The 15674-nt window shown below is 74.0% G+C and carries 15 protein-coding genes; 6 read left to right on the top strand and 9 right to left on the bottom strand.

Annotated features, from left to right (window positions below; genetic code table 11):
• Positions 1-96 precede the first annotated feature (96 nt).
• From tgmB to ACFXG1_RS31760, 8 genes are all read right to left on the bottom strand, one after another.
• Complete coding sequence (tgmB, locus tag ACFXG1_RS31795; protein ID WP_384717203.1) at positions 97-1026, bottom strand: ATP-grasp ribosomal peptide maturase; 930 nt, start codon at positions 1024-1026, stop codon at positions 97-99.
• 12 nt (positions 1027-1038) lie between these two features.
• Positions 1039-1230, bottom strand: coding sequence for a putative ATP-grasp-modified RiPP (tgmA, locus tag ACFXG1_RS31790; protein WP_358827479.1), 192 nt, complete (start codon positions 1228-1230; stop codon positions 1039-1041).
• 806 nt (positions 1231-2036) lie between these two features.
• Complete coding sequence (locus ACFXG1_RS31785) at positions 2037-3041, bottom strand: phosphotransferase (RefSeq protein WP_384745659.1); 1005 nt, start codon at positions 3039-3041, stop codon at positions 2037-2039.
• Positions 3042-3081: 40 nt separating this feature from the next.
• Complete coding sequence (locus ACFXG1_RS31780) at positions 3082-3777, bottom strand: YoaK family protein (protein WP_384745657.1); 696 nt, start codon at positions 3775-3777, stop codon at positions 3082-3084.
• A 115-nt stretch (positions 3778-3892) separates the two neighbouring features.
• The gene (locus ACFXG1_RS31775) at positions 3893-5203 is read right to left on the bottom strand and encodes a type III PLP-dependent enzyme (RefSeq protein WP_384745655.1); all 1311 of its coding nucleotides are present in this window, start codon (positions 5201-5203) and stop codon (positions 3893-3895) included.
• Positions 5200-6960: an IucA/IucC family protein gene (locus tag ACFXG1_RS31770; protein ID WP_384745653.1), complete on the bottom strand. Its 1761-nt coding sequence runs from the start codon at positions 6958-6960 to the stop codon at positions 5200-5202. The genes ACFXG1_RS31775 and ACFXG1_RS31770 overlap by 4 nt, the downstream gene beginning before the upstream one ends.
• Positions 6957-8726: an IucA/IucC family protein gene (locus ACFXG1_RS31765; RefSeq protein ID WP_384720025.1), complete on the bottom strand. Its 1770-nt coding sequence runs from the start codon at positions 8724-8726 to the stop codon at positions 6957-6959. Before ACFXG1_RS31765 ends, ACFXG1_RS31770 begins: the two co-directional genes overlap by 4 nt.
• Entirely contained in the window at positions 8723-9991 is a 1269-nt protein-coding gene (locus ACFXG1_RS31760; RefSeq protein WP_384745651.1) for an acetyl-CoA carboxylase biotin carboxylase subunit family protein, read from the bottom strand. The genes ACFXG1_RS31765 and ACFXG1_RS31760 overlap by 4 nt, the downstream gene beginning before the upstream one ends.
• Between ACFXG1_RS31760 and ACFXG1_RS31755 the strand changes: the two genes are divergently transcribed.
• From ACFXG1_RS31755 to ACFXG1_RS31735, 5 genes are all read left to right on the top strand, one after another.
• Complete coding sequence (locus tag ACFXG1_RS31755) at positions 9990-10166, top strand: hypothetical protein (RefSeq protein WP_384720029.1); 177 nt, start codon at positions 9990-9992, stop codon at positions 10164-10166. The two genes, ACFXG1_RS31760 and ACFXG1_RS31755, sit on opposite strands and share 2 nt — an antisense overlap.
• A 363-nt stretch (positions 10167-10529) precedes the next feature.
• Positions 10530-11393: a (2Fe-2S)-binding protein gene (locus ACFXG1_RS31750; protein ID WP_384745649.1), complete on the top strand. Its 864-nt coding sequence runs from the start codon at positions 10530-10532 to the stop codon at positions 11391-11393.
• A gap of 88 nt (positions 11394-11481) precedes the next feature.
• Positions 11482-12693 (top strand): cation:proton antiporter, encoded by a 1212-nt coding sequence (locus ACFXG1_RS31745; protein ID WP_384723208.1) that lies wholly within the window; start codon positions 11482-11484, stop codon positions 12691-12693.
• Positions 12694-12904: 211 nt separating this feature from the next.
• Positions 12905-13144 (top strand): DUF6296 family protein, encoded by a 240-nt coding sequence (locus ACFXG1_RS31740; protein WP_384745647.1) that lies wholly within the window; start codon positions 12905-12907, stop codon positions 13142-13144.
• Positions 13145-13305: 161 nt separating this feature from the next.
• Positions 13306-14067 carry a DUF2470 domain-containing protein gene (locus tag ACFXG1_RS31735; protein WP_384722286.1) on the top strand — a complete coding sequence of 254 codons (762 nt, stop codon included), beginning with the start codon at positions 13306-13308 and terminating at the stop codon, positions 14065-14067.
• Positions 14068-14198: 131 nt separating this feature from the next.
• Here ACFXG1_RS31735 and ACFXG1_RS31730 read toward each other — a convergent pair whose 3' ends face one another.
• Entirely contained in the window at positions 14199-14642 is a 444-nt protein-coding gene (locus tag ACFXG1_RS31730) for an SPW repeat protein (protein ID WP_384722283.1), read from the bottom strand.
• Positions 14643-14980: 338 nt separating this feature from the next.
• Between ACFXG1_RS31730 and ACFXG1_RS31725 the strand changes: the two genes are divergently transcribed.
• Positions 14981-15559: a hypothetical protein gene (locus ACFXG1_RS31725; RefSeq protein ID WP_384745645.1), complete on the top strand. Its 579-nt coding sequence runs from the start codon at positions 14981-14983 to the stop codon at positions 15557-15559.
• Positions 15560-15674 lie beyond the last annotated feature (115 nt).

The following is a 15674-nucleotide window of genomic DNA, read 5'->3' as shown; positions in this document are numbered from 1 at the left end:
CGTCGGGCCCCACCGCCTTCCGCCCCCGCCGGGACCGCGCACGTCACTCGCTCGTCGCTCCGAGAACGTCCCTCCGCGCACGTCACTCCGCAGGCGTCACTCCGCGGGCGCGCTCAGCCACTGGGCGACGGCGTCGGCCACCGGCTGCTCGGTCTCCAGCTCCACGAAGCCGAACTGGCCGCCCTGGTTGCACTCCAGGAACCACCAGGTGCCCTCGGTGTCCTCCGCGAAGTCGAAGGCGCCGTAGGCGAGGTGCGCCAGCTCCATGTAGCGGTCGGCCGCGCGGCGGATCCGGTCCGGTACCGGTACCGCCGTCCAGCTGTGGCCGGTCTCCCCGTACCGCCCGTCGACCTGTCCCGGGGCGGCGACCTTGCGGGCGGCGAACAGCTCGTCGCCCACCACGGTCAGCCGGATGTCGGCCTCCTTGGCGATGTACCGCTGGAGCAGCGTCGGCCCCGCGGCCACCTCCGAGAAGTCCGCGTCCGGCGGCACCAGGGTGGTGGGCAGCGCCATCGGGGGGTCGCTCGGTGGCTTGCCCGACACCGCCTTCACCACGACGTGCCGGTACTGGTCCGCGAACTGCCGGGCCACCTGCGGATAGGTGGTGATCACGGTCGCGGGCACCGGGAAGCCGCTGCGGTGGGCGACGCGCAGCTGCCAGGGCTTGAGCCGGGCCCTGGCAGCCGCGCCGGGTTCGTTCATCCACCGCGCGGTCGTGCTGTGCAGCATGCCGTACAGCGCCTGTCCGGTCTCGGCGGTCAGCCACGGGGACGGCTCGGGCGCCCGTTCGGCCGGTTCGCCGGGCCTGCGCACCCAGATGGAGCGCAGGCTGTCCATGCTGACCACACGCCCGCCGGTGGACAGATAGCCGCGGAACTCGCCCCGTACGTACTCGGCGGAGAGCGCTCCTTCCCCTGGAAGGTCGCCGGGGTCGAACCGGACGAGGGGGACGCCGCGCTTGTGGAGCTGCGCCACCACCATGTCCGCGGTCACATCCTGCTCGCTGGTCAGGATCAGCACCGTCATCTCGAAAGGTCGTCAGTCGTCGAAGTGGGTCGCTGAACCCGCCGTCGAGGTGGTGGTGCCGACCGCGGCCAGCAGAGCCCGGTCCATGATGGCGGGGCGACCGTCCGGAAGGACGTTCAACTGAAGGGTGGCGTCGTACGAGTACTGGTCGACGACAGGCGACAGCTCGGCCGGACGTGCGTAGTTCCACGCGAACGGTTTCATGCTTTTCTCCCTGCCCCGCTCGGGACTGTTCTCGGGCCACCGTGTGACCGCGTAAGGAGCAATACGCGGCCGTGATGTAGCCAGTTCATCACGGTCAGTCATATTGCGGATAAAGCCCGCCAGGAAACGCCCACCCGGCCCCTCGGCCGCATATGCCACGGCGAACACCACCACGGCGACGGGTCGTTGACGCTTTCCTGTCATCCAAGAAGACGCTTGAACCGGCAATTTCGTGCACCGGAAAGTGGAGTGACGTCCGTCACCATCCAACTCACCGGCCACACCGGCCACGATCACCCCGCAATTCACTCCCACACCTCCGCTGATGGATAAACAGAGTGTGATGGCGCGTTTCTCTTCGGTGAGTTCTGCCCGTTCGTGACCGGTGGCCACGGAAATGCTGGAGCGCGGTTCCGTCGCCCGGCAGACGGCGCGGGTCGTCCGCGAATGGGCCGTGGCTCCCTCGTCGTTGCCACGGCCCCGCGACTGCGGGCGTACGGCATGCCGCTACCAGGCTCGCACACGCTTTGGCGATTTTCGCGGGTGCGCACCACCGATCGTGCCGGGATCGTCACTCCCACGGCATACAGGAACGGCAAACGGCGCATTTCAGATACGTTCGCGTACGCATCGTGCCGCACACCGGAGAACACTCCGGCCGTACGGGCATTCGGTCGGCAGCAAGCGCTATCCCCGGCGCGGCGGACCGACCGGGGGTGCGTCGGGCGACAGGACCGGTGGGAATGGGCGGGAAAGCGACGGGCCGGTGCCGGATGGGGCGCGGCGGACCGCCCCCTCACCCGGTGTCAGGACTGCAGGCTTTTCACGGTGTCGGCGAATCCCCGCCACGCCTGGTCCGTGTCGGCGGTCGCGGTGTGCGGGGCCCGGAACCAGGCGAGGAAGGCGTCGACGTCCTCCAGGCTCCACCGCAGCCGGTAGAGCGCGAGGGCGTCGGGGTCCGGCACACGGCCCGTGAGTTCGGTGTACCGGTCGAGGTCGGCGGCGTCCCGGGCGACCAGCCACAGGTCGCGCTCGGGGACGGCGAGCCCGGCGGTGTCCCAGTCGAGGAGGAGCCTGCGGTCGCCGCGCCGCAGGACGTTCCCGGGGTGGGGCTCCCCGTGGGTGACGACCGGGGCGGCGGCGCGCGCCGCGACCCGGGCCGCGAGCCGGTCGAAGTCGTCGAGGCGGCGGCGTACACCGACGCCGTGCTCCGCGAGCAGCTCCCGGGCGGGTTCGGACCAGGGCCCTCCGGTCCACGGCTCCCGGACGGCCGCGAGGGCGGCCTCCAGAGCCGCCTCCAGCCTGCCGCGCGCCGACAGTTCGGGCGACAGTGCCCGGGTGGCGGCGGGCGGCTCGGTCCGGTGCAGGGCGGCCAGCATCTCCACGGCCGCGGTCCGGTCCTCCGCGGCCGGCTCGTCGCCGAAGTCCCCCGCGACGCCGTCCACCCAGGGGAAGACGGCGACGGCGTGCCGTTCACCGATCCGGCGGACGGTCTCGCCGCCCGTGGTGCGCAGCGGGGCGACCACGAAGCCGCCGTCCGCGGAACCGAGCCCGCGGTCGGCCAGGGCGGCGGCGGTGTCCATGGCCCGGTTCAGCCCGTGCCAGGCGGCGTCCACCCCTATCCCGCAGTGATACTTCTCCGCGAGGTCGGAGAGGGTGACGAACCAGCGGTCGCCCCCGGTGGCGTCGGCCGTCCAGTGGTAGTCGCCGAATCCGAGGGGGACATAGGTGAGGGCTCGCGCCCCGGGCCCCCAGTCCTCCAGGGCGTGACGGAGTACGGACTCGTCGATTCCGTCGGGCTGGTCTTTCATGGGCCGACGGTAACCCGCGGCCGGCGGCCGGGGCATGTGGTTATCCGCGGGCCGGCCGGTGGACGGCCGCGTACCCCGCCGCGGTGGCCAGGACCGTCCCGGCGACTGCCAGGAGGAGGACGGCGGGCGGTGCCCCGGCGCGCAGCAGCAGCGCCCCGAGCAGGCCGCCCGCGAACATGGCGGTGACGGCGGCGAGCCGGCGGCCCTGGCGGGCGGCGCCCGCGGCGATCCGGTTGTCGGCGCCGAGCGGGGCGAGGAGGGCGGTGAGGGAGCGGGTGGCGACCGTGGTCGTCAGATCGGGTACGGGGGCGCGCAGGGTCGTGACGTTGCGCAGGCCCATGGCGACGGCGACGAGGGCGGCCACGCCGGGATGGGGTTCGGTGAGGCCGGGTCCCGTACGTACGGTGCCCCAGGCTGCGGCTCCGGCGGCGGCGAGCAGAGCGGCCTCGGTCAGCAGGGCGGGGGCGAACCAGGGGCGGCCCCGCCGTTCGACGGCGGATTCGAGGCGGGCGCCGAGGACGGCGCCCGCGGTGAAGCCGCCGAGGGAGGCGGTGGAGGCCGCCGGGGAGAGGCCGCCCTCCCCGGCGACGGCGAAGCCGAGGAGCAGCAGATTGCCCGTCTGGACCGCGGTGAAGGCGGGGCCGAGTGCCAGGAAGCTGACGGCCTCGATCATTCCGGTGGTGAGGGTGAGGGCGGTCAGCGCGGCGGTGAGCGCGGGACCGGATGCCGGTTTCACGTTTCACCACACCTCCGGCCCCGCGCTGGTGACGGCCCGTCGGACGACGGCGACGGCATTGTCGTCGTCCGGTTGGCGCCTTCGTCCGGTTGGCGCCTTCGTCCGGTTTCCGACCCTACGGGGTGATTCCGTCACCATCCGGGGACGCGCCGACGTGGTGGAAGCCGGGCTTCGGATGCATCAGGAAGTCGTGGTGCGAGATGTTCCACGCGTAGGCGCCCGCGAGGGCGAACACCACCCGGTCACCGGCGCGCAGTCCCGGGGCCGAGGCCTCCCGGGCGAAGACGTCCTTCGGGGTGCACAGCTGTCCGGTGAGGGTGACCGGGCCTTCGGGCGGGGCGGTGGGCCGGGGCCAGGGGTGGGGCCATGCGTCGACGGGCAGGACGGTATGGGGCTGGTCGTGGCCGCGGGTGACCGGGGTCCGCAGATGGTGGGTGCCGCCGCGGAGCACCGCGAAGGTCTCGCCGTGGCTGCGCTTGACGTCGAGGACTTCGGTGGCGTACCAGCCGCAGTACGCGGTCAGGGCCCGGCCGGGTTCGATCCGCAGGACCGTGCCGGGGTGTTCGTCGGCGAGCCGGGTCAGTCCGGCGCCCAGGGCCGCCCAGTCGAAGCGGTCGCCGGGGCGGGTGTAGTCGACGGTCATGCCGCCGCCGACGTTGACCTCGGGGAGGGGCAGTCCGTGGCGGGCGGCGAGCGCGGCGGACCAGGCGACGGTGGAGCGGGCGATGGCGAGGTGCTCGGACGCGGTGAGTCCGCTGGCGAGGTGGGCGTGGACCCCGCGCCACCGCAGCCGGGGGTGTCCGCCGCCGGTGAGCTCCCGCAGCAGGTCCTCGGCTTCGGCGGGGTCGCTGCCGAACGGGGAGGGACTGCCGCCCATGGCGAGGGCGCTGGTGGCGGGCACTCCCCCGGCGACGGGGAGGTTGACCCGGAGCAGCACCCCGGCCGGGGGCGCGTCCGCGCCGGCGAGCCGTTCGACGGCGGCGGACAGCTGACGCAGGTCGCGGGCGCTTTCGACATGGAAGAGCGGCACGCCCGCCCGGACGGCGGCGTCGGTCTCCTCGGGGGTGCGGCCGGGGCCGCCGAAGGCGAGCGGGCGGCCGGGGACGGCGGCCGCCACATGGGCGAGTTCGCCGCCGGACGAGACTTCGTAGCCGTCGGTGTACGGGGCGAGGGCGCGCAGGACCCGGGGGTCGGGGTTGGCCTTGGCGGCGTAGTACAGCTCGACCCGGTCGCCGAGGCTCGTCCGGACGTGGGCGGCGTGGTCGCGGAGGGCGGCGAGGTCGTAGACGTACGCGGGCAGGCCGTCGGCGGGCAGGTCGCGGACGAGGGCGTCGACGGCGGCGGACGCCGGCGGGCGGGCGGGGTCCGGAGGCGCGGAGACGGGGGGCGGGGGCGCGGGGACGGGGGGCGGGGTGGCGCGGGTCATCGCGGGCTCCGTTCGGCGTCGGTGTGGTGGGCCTGGTACAGCACGTCCTCGGCGAGCGGCGACGGCAGCCGGACGTATCCGGCGTGGCGGTCGGCCGAGCGTTCCCAGCGGGTGAGGAGGTTGGCCTTGGCGGGCAGGGGTACGCCCGCGAGGAGGGCGCTCAGCTCCGGCGGGCAGCCGTGTTCGTCGGCGTACCGGCGGATGGTGCGGCGGACCTCCGACCACAGCGCGGCCTCGGTCTGCGGATGCAGATCGGCGAGGGCGGCGAGGAGTTCGGCGACGTGGTTGACGAGCAGGCAGTACACGACCCGGTCCCAGCCGCGCCGGGCGTCGTAGGTCATGGGTCCTGCCACCTCGGGCGGCAGGGCGGCCAGCGCTTCGGCGTGGTGGCCGGGCAGGAGCTTGGTGCCTTCCAGGTCGCGGAAGAGGATCTGCGCGGGCCGGCCGTCGTCGCCGACGCCGACGACGACGTTCTGGAGGTGGGGTTCGAGGACGAGTCCGTGGTCGAAGTAGGCGGCCAGGACGGGCGGGATCAGCAGCGCGAGGTAGGAGCGCCACCAGGTGAGGGCCGCGGCCGGGTGCCCGGCGGGGCCGAGGGCGGAGACATGGCCGGGCCCGGTGGGGTATTCGTCGGCGACGGAGGCGGCGAGCAGCGGGGTGACGCCGGGGCGGAGCCGTCCTGCGAGTCCTTCGCGGACGATGACGCCGAAGCCTTCGAGGAGGGTGGTGTCGGGGCGGCCGCCGGGGCCGGGGACGGCGAGGCTGCGGTAGGCGGGTTCGCGCAGGACGGCGGTGCCGGGGAAGCGGTCGGCGAGGTCGGTGAGGGCGGGGCCGAGCAGCCGGGTGAGGGCGACGGCGCCGGAGAGTTCGTAGGCCGCGTTCTTGCGCAGGCAGTTGGTGATGCGGACGTTCAGGCTGAACTTGAGGAAGGTCTCGCCGTCGTAGAGGGTGCGCACGGACGCGGTGGGGGTGAAGCGTCGGCGTCCGGTGCCGAGGTCGAGGACGTCGCCGGTGGCGAGCAAGGGGGCGAGGGCGGGGCGCAGCTCGCCGTACTGCCAGGGGTGGGCGGGCAGCAGCCGGTAACCGGGCGGTACGGGGGCGAGCCCGTCGAGCGCGCGGACGGCGGGGCCGGGCTCCGGGTCGGCGTGTTCCTCGGCGACGAGGTGGTCGCGGACGGCGAGCAGGCGGAGCGGGAAGGAGACCCCGGCCTCGGGGGCGTAGCTGGACCAGGCGGCGGGGTCGCCGTTGTGGGCCTTGGGCGTGGGGTGGAAGCGGTGGCCCAGGGCGAGGGACTGTTCGGAGGCCAGATAGGCGGCGAGCCTGCGGTCGGCGCCGGTGGGGCCGGGGTGGGGCAGGGCGCGCAGGGCGGAGGAGACGCCCCGGTGGCTGGCGGTGATCTGGCCGAGGAACTCGTCGTTGGGCATGCCGGTGCGCAGCGACAGTTCGGTGTGGGTGTATTCGGCGAGGCGCCGCCAGCCCACGGCCGACCAGCCGCCGTCGCGTTCCTCGGTGACGGGTCCGGTGAAGCGGTGGGCGCCGAGCAAGGAGGTGCGGCGCAGGGCGACCCGGAGGAGGACTCCGGCGCGCGGCAGCCGCAGCAGCAGTCGTCCGCCGCTGACGGCGGTCTGGCGTTCGGGTCCCGAGACCTCCCGGAGCAGGCAGTTGAGGAGGGTGTGGGTGACGGCCTCCTCGGGGGTGGGCAGTCCGGGCGGGGGCCCGGCGAAGGGGGTGGGGCGGTCGGATGTGGTGCTGGTCATCGAGGGTCACTCCCCCGCAGCAGATAGTTGGGTCCTGTGGTGTAGTGCTTGTTGATGTCCAATGCGCCTGATCTCTCCTTGGCCAGCAGGGTGCCCGCCGTGACCATGGCCTTGACGGGCAGTCGGGCCGCGTCCAGCACCCGGGCGCGCAGCAGCGCCCCCATCTCGCCGGGGCCCGTGCCGAGGCGTTGCGCGGCCTCGGTGAGCCGGTCCCGTATGAGGCCGAGCAGCCGGTCGAGCGGCGGATGGCCGCGGCGGGCGAGCCCGAAGGCGTAGGAGCCCGCGCAGAGATGGACGGTGATGGTGGTGAACAGGTCGAGCAGGGCGTGGTCGTCGTGGGTGACGATGCGCGGGTCGTCGAAGCGGGGCGTCGCGTACGCGTCGGACGCCCCGGCCTCGTCGCCGAGTGCGGCGCGCAGCCGGCCGGGGTGTATGCGGGGGCCGTCGTTGTCCTTGAGCAGCAGGCGGGGGCCGGGGGTGCCGTGGGGGCCGGGGTCGCCGGCGTAGAGCAGGGTGATGTTCTGCTGGTGGGATTCGAGGGCGATGCCGTAGCCCAGCAGGGTCGTCTGCCAGTCGAAGAGGAGGGTGAGGACGGCGTCGAGGAGGGCGAGGGGGTCGCCGCCGTGGAAGCGGTCGGCGAGCCGGTCGACGACGAGTCCGCCGCCGGGCGCGGGGGCGAGGAGGGCGGCGAGGGGGACGGCGGTAGCGGTGTCGAGTCCGGGGGGCTGGCGGCGGACGAGGACGGCGAGGAGTTCGTGTCCGGCGTGGGCCCAGGTGGTCTCGTCGGCGTGCAGGACGGTGTCGTGGAAGCGGGGTTCGCGGGCGACGACGGCGGCGATCAGCCGCTGGACGGCGGCGCCGTCGGCGAGGGTGCCGGGTTTGATGGTGCGCCGGTTGAGGGCGCCGAGGGTGGCGGTGGCCAGGGGCATCTTCAGATGGACCGCCGGGTCGCCGACGAGGGCGACGGTACGGGTCGACAGGGTGGGGACGACGTCGTGGTGGGGCCGGTCGGCGAGGTGGGCGCGGCCGGTGAGCCCGGTGGCTTCGAGGGCGCGGCGCAGGGGGGCGCCCGCGGTGAGCGGGTGGACGGGCAGGGTGCGGTGGGTGGCGTCGAGCCGGCCGGGCAGGCCGAGGGCGGAGGGCGGAGGGCAGATGTCGTCGAACCGGCCGGTGGCGGTGAGGGCGTCCTCGGGTACGGCGAGCCAGCGGAGCGGGAACCGGGGGTGGAACTCGGGGGCGTAGCGCCTCAGCTCGGTCTCGGTGAATCCGGAGCGGCCGCGTCCGGTGGGGTGGACGGGGTGGTCGATCCGGGCGGCGAGGGTGTCGAAGGCGAGCCCGGCTGCCGGTCCTGTCCAGTGGGCGGGGTCGGGCCCGTAGCGTTCGCCGAGGCCGTGCCGGATGTCGTCGTCGGTGGCGCGGTGGAGCCGTACGGTGGCGTCGGCCTGCCGGCACTCGGCCTCCAGGGCGGCGAAGCCGGGCCGGTCGCGGGGGTCGGCGACGGCGGCGAGCGCGCCGAGGACGGCGGCAGGCCCGGTGAACTCGGTGCCGTCGGACTCGCGCCGGATCAGCGGGAGCCTGGCCTCGGTGCCGTACTGGAACGCGGGCGCGGTGGTGCGTACGGGCAGCAGCAGCGCGTCGTCGTGGGCGGGCAGCCGCAGCCAGGCGCCGTCGGGCAGGTCGATACGGGTGGTACGGCTCCGGAGGCCGACGGCGTCCTCCCGCAGCAGGGCGCTGAGGACGCCGAGGAGGGTGGGGGCGTCCGTCACGGGGTGATCTCCCAGCTCTGCCGGGCGAGGAAGTCCTCCACGGCCAGGTCGACGGACGGCTGGTCGGGTCCGAAGGCGCGGACGATGCCGAGGAAGTCGCGGTTGGTGCCGTACAGGGGGTGCGTCTCGCCGACGGGCCGGGTCGGACGGTAGGTCAGGGTGACGTCGCCGACGGTGAGGTCGGCCGGTCCGGGGGCCGTGGTGAGGGTGCCGGCCCGGTCGGCCAGCGGATAGTCGAGCCGGGCGGCGCGGTCGGTGCGCAGACCGAGGTCGGCGGGGAGTTCCTCGCCGAGGTGGACCCGGAGGACCTGCTCGAAGAGGGGGATCCCGATGAGGCGTTCGAGGAGCAGATCGCACTGGTCGCCGATGGCCCGGTAGTTGACCTCCACGATCCGGGCCCGGCCGTCGTGGACGACGAACTCGGTGTGGCAGATGCCGAAGCCGACACCGAGGGCGGCGAGGGCGTCGAGTACCTGGTCGACGACGGGGGCCGGGTGGGCGGGCACGTAGGTCAGCCGCTCCTCGATGAAGTACGGCAGCGGGGACAGCTCGGTGCGGAAGCCGCCGAGGACGTGGAGGCGGCTGCCGTCGCCGAGGGTTTCGAGAGTGCCCAGTTCGCCGGGGAGGTACTCCTCGGCGACGAGCGCCGCGCCGGGGCGCCGGGTCCTGATCTCGGCCCAGCGGCGCAGGAACTCGGTCTCGTCGGCGATATGGACGACGTCTTCACTGGCCACACCCTCGCGCGGCTTCAGGACGCAGGGGTAGGGGACGGCGGTGAGCCGGGCCGGATCCTGACCTGCCGCCAGTTCCACACTCCGTATGGCGTGTCCGGTGCCGGCGAGGGCGCGGCGCATCTGGGCCTTGTCCTTGGCGCGCAGGGCGGCCCGCCAGTCCTTGGCGGGCAGTCCGAACCAGTCGGCGACGAGGGCCGTGGCTGCCTGGAGGTGGTCGCTGTTGCTGAAGACCGCGTCGGGGGCGCGGCGGGCGGCGACGGCGCTGATGACGGCGTGGTGGTCGCGTACGTCGCACTCCACCACGTCGAGCCCGGGGTGCCGGTCGCGGTGGGCCCCGGGCTGGTCGGTCAGGACCGTGACGTCGAGGCCGAGGCCGCGGGCGGCGGGGAGGAAGCCCTCGGAGACCGAGTCGGTGGGGTTGAGGGCGAGGAGGTAGAGCTGCCGTCCGGTCGGCGGCGCGTGGTGGTCGCGGGGCTCGGTCCCGGGGGCCGGGCCGTCCGGGGGGAACTGCCGGGTCTGCGTGGTCTGCATGGGTGAGATACTTCCGCGCGCCCAGGTGCTGGGCAGGGGACGGGGGGCGGCCGGGACGGAGGCCCCGGAGGAGACGGTGGACGCGGCGGGCCGGCCGCGGGCCGTGTGCGGTACGGCCGCGCCCCGTTCGGCGGGTGCGACGGCGGTCCTGACGGCGGGTTCGCCGGGCCCGTGAGGGGCCGTGGCTGCGATCGGACGCCTGTCCCGCGGATCGTGCCGACAGGAGGCGGTCCGGTCGCTCTGGATCATGCGCCGGAGCTTAGGTTAGGCACCCCTAACCGCGCCAATTGCGCGTGTCACCGGCTCAGTTCGCACACCGTAGGACGATGTGGTTAAGGTGAGCCTTACCTTCTCCGCTTCGCCGCCTCCGCGGCTGTCGCACCACCGTTTCGCCGCACGTCCGTTTCGTGATTCCCGCCGACCGCCGTCGCGTCCCGGCACCTTTCCGCCGTGCTGCCCGCCGCCGGCCGGCACCGCCCGCGCGGGGCCTTCGGGCCGGGTGCCGCGAACGCGTTCCGTCCCGTGAGGAGTAGTACTCGTGCCCCTGGCCCCGGCGCCCGCACCTGCCGGAGCTGCCCTCAGCTGCTCCACCCTGCTGGACTCCACCTACCGCAGGCTCGCCGCGGTATGCGGCGCGACACCCCGGATCGAGGTGGCCCTGCCCCGCTCCCCCGCCCGCCAGGGCTGGACCTCCGGGGCCGAACTGGCCTACCACTCCGAACTACTGGAGGGCTTCCTGGCGGCCGAGGCCGCCGCGATCGAGGAGACCCACGGCCGTCCGGCGCGGCCGGACGTGGTGGCGTCCCGCGCACTGCACGCCTGTCTGTGGGCGGCGTGTCTGCTGATCGCCGGGCCCTGGTACCTGGAGCGCCGGGTGCCGCTGCCGCGCCCCGAGGACGTCCGGTTCAGCCGGACGGCCGCGGGTCCCGCCGTCGTACCCGGTCCGTTCGTCTGCCTGCCCGACGATCCGGCGGCGGGGCTGCCGGGGGTGACGGTGGCCCGGGACGAGAACGCGCTGCGGCACCGGCTGCGGGAGTCCGTGGCCGATCATGTACGGCCGCTTCTCGCCGCACTCGGTCCCCGGCTGCGCCGCGGCCCGCGGGCCCTGTGGGGCATGGTCGGCGACGATCTCGTCTCCGCCGTCTGGCATACGGGCCGGATGCTCGGCGAGGAGGAACGCGCCGTCCACGCGGCGGGGCTGCTGCTGCCCGGGCCCGTGGGGCCGTTCATGGGCGGCGCCGACTTCCGGCGGCTGACGGGCCGGGACGGGCGGACCTATCCGACCCGGAACCGGCGGGGATGCTGCCTCTACTACGCGATCCGGCCCGACGCGGCGTGCGCGACCTGTCCCAGGACGGACGACGCGGAGCGGCTGCGGCGGCTGGAGGGCCCGCCGGTGTGACCCCGGGCGGTGTGACCCCGGGAGCGCGCGGCCGGGAGTACCCGCGCGCCCGTCTCCGGCATATCCGGATCTTTGGTACACACGGCTCATGCATCCGGAGACACTGATCCTGATCATGGCCGCCGCCGTGCTCGCACCCCTGCTGGCCCATGCGGCGGGCCACTGGATCCGGGTCCCGCTGGTCGTCTTCGAGATCCTGCTGGGCATCGTCATCGGGCCCGACGTCCTCGGCTGGGCCCGTCCTGACGCCGTCGTCGACACCCTCTCCCAGCTCGGCCTCGCCATGCTCATCTTCCTCGCCGGATACGAGATCGACTGGGGCGCCGTCCGCGGTGACACGCTCCGGCGGGCGCTGTGGGCCTGGCTGGTGGCGCTCGCCCTCGGCCTGGGTGTCGCCCTCGCCCTGACGGAGGGTGAGACGGCCCGGGCCGTCGTCATCGGGACGGCCCTCACGAGTACCGCCCTGGGGACGGTGCTGCCGGTGCTGCGGGACACCGGCGATCTGAAGGGCCGATTCGGCACGGTGATGCTGGCGTTCGGGGCGGTCGGCGAGTTCGGTCCCATCATCGCCATGGCCGTCCTGCTGAGCGGCCGCAGACCGGCCGAGTCGGTGGCGCTGCTGGCGGGCTTCGCGGTGGTCACGGCGCTCGCGGTGCTCTGGGCGCTGCGCCCGCGACCGCCCTGGTTCTCCCGGGTGATCGCCGAGACCCTGCACAGCAGCGGCCAGTTCGCCGTCCGGTTCGTGATGCTGCTGCTGGTGTCCATGCTGGCGCTGTCGGCGGTGTTCGGTCTTGACACCCTGCTCGGGGCCTTCGCCGCGGGGGTCCTGACCCGGATCGTCCTCGACCGGGCGGCGCCTTCGAGCGGCCCGGCGGTACTGAGCCGGATCGAGGCGCTCGGCTTCGGCTTCCTGGTGCCGCTGTTCTTCGTGGTCACCGGGATCGAGTTCGATCTGGCGTCCCTGCTGTCGGGGGGCCGCGCCCTGGCGCTGCTACCGCTGTTCCTGGTGTTGTTCCTGGTTGTACGGGGGCTTCCGGTGGCCCTGCTGGCGCCCCGCGATCTCGGCCGCGCCGACCGCCGGGCGCTGACCCTGTACTGCGCCACCTGTCTGCCGCTGGTCGTCGCCATCACCACCATCGGGCTCGACCAGGGGACGGTGACGTCCGGCGAGTCGGCGGCGCTGGTGGGGGCGGCGATGCTGTCCGTGCTGGCCTTCCCCCAGTTGGCCCTGCGGCTGCGGACCGGACGAGACGGCCCGGCCCGGGCGGCCCTGCGCGGGGACGGCACCGAGAGCTGGTGACGGGCGGGTCCGCTCGGTGACGCGTATCGGGGCGCCCGCAGGGGTACGAGCCCGGCGCGCGCCGGGCAGCGGGTGCGCGGGCCATAGATGTACGGCCATAGGTGCACGGGCCATGGACGTACGGCCATGAGTGCACGGGCCCTGAGTGCTGGGTGCGCAGAAGCCCTCATCGCGCGACCATGGAGTCAGGCGCCCGTGCCCAGGAGGGCTGATGGAACCCACGGAACAAGCAGAGGTCTACGAACTCGTCTTCCGCGCGTCCGCGGCCGAGGACGACGTCGTCGTGGTGCGCCGGACGGAGCGCGTCGGCGCGGGCGGCCACCCGGTGTACGAGGACGACACCGGCATCGTCCGGGCCGAGATCAGCGCGCAGGGCGAGGTCCGGATGCTGGCCAGCGGGGGTCATCAGGCGCCCGGGATGCCGGTCACCATCCGCCCGCTCGCCGTCTGACACCGGCCCCGGATACGTCCGGCACCCGCCCCGGATCCCCCAGGCGCCGGGCCGGAACACCGCGTTCGGCGGGACGGCGGGACACCCGCGGGCTTGGCGACACACCCCCTTCGGGCTTAGGTTAGGCAAACCTAAGTTCCCGGACTGTGTGGAGTGTCCGCATGCGCTGGTTCAACGCCCCTCTCGCCGAGCCCACGAGCGCGGAGCGGATCAGAACGATCCTGACGGCCGCCGACTCGATGACCGTGGTGACGGACGAGGGGCGTACCGAGGTGTCCCGGCTGGGCGGCACCGGCGGTACGGAACACGTCCATCTCCATCCGGCGCCGGGGCAGGCCGACCCCGACGGCGTCAACGGCGTCAACGGCATCGACGGTTCGGCGAGCCCCGGCTCCGTACCGGCGACGCTGGAGTTCACCGATGTCGCGCCGACGCCGGTACGGGACCGGGTCAGGGCCCGGGTGCTGCTGGCCGGGTGGCTGCTGCCCGCCGGGGAGCACCGCGGGTCGGACGGAAGCCGCTGCATGGAGTTCGGCCGGGCCGTGCTCGACCGGGCGGGCGAACGGACAGCGGTGGGGCTCGGTGAGCTGATGGAGGCCGAGAGCGATCCGCTGGCGACCTGCGAGGCGGGGATGCTCACCCATATGACCGACGATCACGGCGATCTCGTCGAGTTGCTGACGCGCCTGGTGAAACCGCGACAGCCGACCGCCGTACGACGGGCGCTGCCGCTGGCCATGGACCGCTACGGGATCACGCTCCGGCTGGAGTACGCCATGGGCCACGAGGACGCCCGGCTGGCCTTCCCCTCCCCGGTCAGGGACCCCGACCAGGCCGGGGAGCGGATCCGGGCCCTGCTCGACTCCGCACGGGGCAGGTCGGCGCGGGGGCGGACGCTCCGGGACTCGTTCCGGGACTCCTGACGGCCGCGCGGTCTTCTCCGGGACGGTCGGTCCCGGAGCGGACAGGCGGCCGTCGGGCCCCACCGCCCGCCCCGGGTCCGCGCACTGCCGGACTCCCGCGCCGCCGGGCGCGGCCCCGCCGGATCACCGGATCAGGTGTGCCTGCCTCGGCCGCTTCTCATGGACGCGGCCGTACAGGCCAGCCCGAGCAGGAAGGTCAGACCGCCGAGTACGGCATTGGTCCAGATGACCCCCTTGTCGGGGTTGCTGCCCACGATCCACGGCGCGATGACCATCCACGCGCCCATGACGCACATGGCCCAGCTCAGGCCGTACATCCGCTGGGGCATGACGGTGAATCCCAGGGCGAGCACCACGATCGCGACGCCCATGATGAGGTTGTGCGTCGCGAGGGCGGGCTGGCTGCCCGAGAAGTGGACGATCCACGGGGATACCGCGCACGCCAGGCCGACCAGGAACACCGGGCCGTCCACGAGCGCCACATCACGCCCTCCCAGCACACGGGCATAGCGGTCCCGCATTTCCGTGACGTCGGGATGATCCGCCAGATCTCCCCTGTGTGAGACGTCGGCCATACGACTCGCCTCCTTCGGCGGTGTGTCCTGCGCGTCGGACCGGACGGCGCGACATCGATGCCGCGCACTTCCATTTTGCCCTTATATGTTCCTTATGGATACCGGTCGGGTACGACGCCCTCCCCCGGCGCTCTCCCGGTTTCCCGCGTACCGGACTTCCCGGGATTCACCCGGACGCCGCACTCGGGTCGACGGCGGGCCCCACGGCGAGTCCCCAGGTCAGGCGGCGGGGCCGGAGCGCCGGTCGCCCGTACGGCGGAGCGCCCACCGATTGCGCCGGGTGACGGGCCTTCACACGGTGAGTACCAGAGCCCGTCCCATCTCCGGAAGGAACCCGTATGCGTCTCGCACCCGTGACGCGCGCACTCGTACCCCCCGCGCTGTGCGCCGCCCTCGTCCTGACGGCGGCCGGCGCCGCGCAAGCCGCCGATCCTCCGCCCCGGTCCACGGCGTCCGCCCCGGCGGCCGAGGCGGACGCGGCCACGTCGGTCGACGACGCGGTGGCGGCGCTCCAGAAGACCGTGGCCGACCTGGCGGCATCGGCGACGGGCGGAACGGCCGGAACCACCGGGGCGGTGGACAAGGCGGTGGCGGACCTCGTCGCCGCCCTCACCGCAGCCTTGTCCGGGATCACCGGCCCGGCCGTACCAACGGCGCCATCGGTCACCGTGCCATCGGTCACCGTGCCGACCGTCACCGTGCCGCAGGCACCGGCCGTCACGGTTCCGACTGCCACGGTTCCGACTGCCACGGTTCCGAGTGTCACGATCCCCGCCGTCACGGTGCCCGGCGCCACGGTTCCGGGCATCTCCCTTCCGAGCGTCACCGTCCCCGTCACCTCCGTCCCGAGCGCCACCGCCCCGGCGGCGGCGTCCGTTCCCGCGGTCACCGTCCCGCCGGTGCCGGCGATCCCCTGAGGCGCCTTCGCGACACTTCGGCGGGGGGGGGGGGGGCCCCCGGGCCCGGGGGGGCCCCGAACGCCCCCCCCCACACACACCCCCCCCCCCCCGTACCGCCCCCCCCCGCCCGGGC

Origin of the sequence: Streptomyces sp. NPDC059248, assembly GCF_042753905.1 — a bacterium.
Taxonomy (GTDB): domain Bacteria; phylum Actinomycetota; class Actinomycetes; order Streptomycetales; family Streptomycetaceae; genus Streptomyces.
This window is presented reverse-complemented; position numbering and strand designations above follow the sequence as displayed.

Coding starts and splice junctions, on each gene's coding strand:
- tgmB (WP_384717203.1), bottom strand. CDS start 1,026: ATGACGGTGCTGATCCTGACCAGCGAGCAGGATGTGACCGCGGACATG.
- tgmA (WP_358827479.1), bottom strand. CDS start 1,230: ATGAAACCGTTCGCGTGGAACTACGCACGTCCGGCCGAGCTGTCGCCT.
- ACFXG1_RS31785 (WP_384745659.1), bottom strand. CDS start 3,041: ATGAAAGACCAGCCCGACGGAATCGACGAGTCCGTACTCCGTCACGCC.
- ACFXG1_RS31775 (WP_384745655.1), bottom strand. CDS start 5,203: ATGACCCGCGCCACCCCGCCCCCCGTCCCCGCGCCCCCGCCCCCCGTC.
- ACFXG1_RS31770 (WP_384745653.1), bottom strand. CDS start 6,960: ATGACCAGCACCACATCCGACCGCCCCACCCCCTTCGCCGGGCCCCCG.
- ACFXG1_RS31755 (WP_384720029.1), top strand. CDS start 9,990: ATGGGTGAGATACTTCCGCGCGCCCAGGTGCTGGGCAGGGGACGGGGG.
- ACFXG1_RS31760 (WP_384745651.1), bottom strand. CDS start 9,991: ATGCAGACCACGCAGACCCGGCAGTTCCCCCCGGACGGCCCGGCCCCC.
- ACFXG1_RS31745 (WP_384723208.1), top strand. CDS start 11,482: ATGCATCCGGAGACACTGATCCTGATCATGGCCGCCGCCGTGCTCGCA.
- ACFXG1_RS31740 (WP_384745647.1), top strand. CDS start 12,905: ATGGAACCCACGGAACAAGCAGAGGTCTACGAACTCGTCTTCCGCGCG.
- ACFXG1_RS31735 (WP_384722286.1), top strand. CDS start 13,306: ATGCGCTGGTTCAACGCCCCTCTCGCCGAGCCCACGAGCGCGGAGCGG.
- ACFXG1_RS31730 (WP_384722283.1), bottom strand. CDS start 14,642: ATGGCCGACGTCTCACACAGGGGAGATCTGGCGGATCATCCCGACGTC.
- ACFXG1_RS31725 (WP_384745645.1), top strand. CDS start 14,981: ATGCGTCTCGCACCCGTGACGCGCGCACTCGTACCCCCCGCGCTGTGC.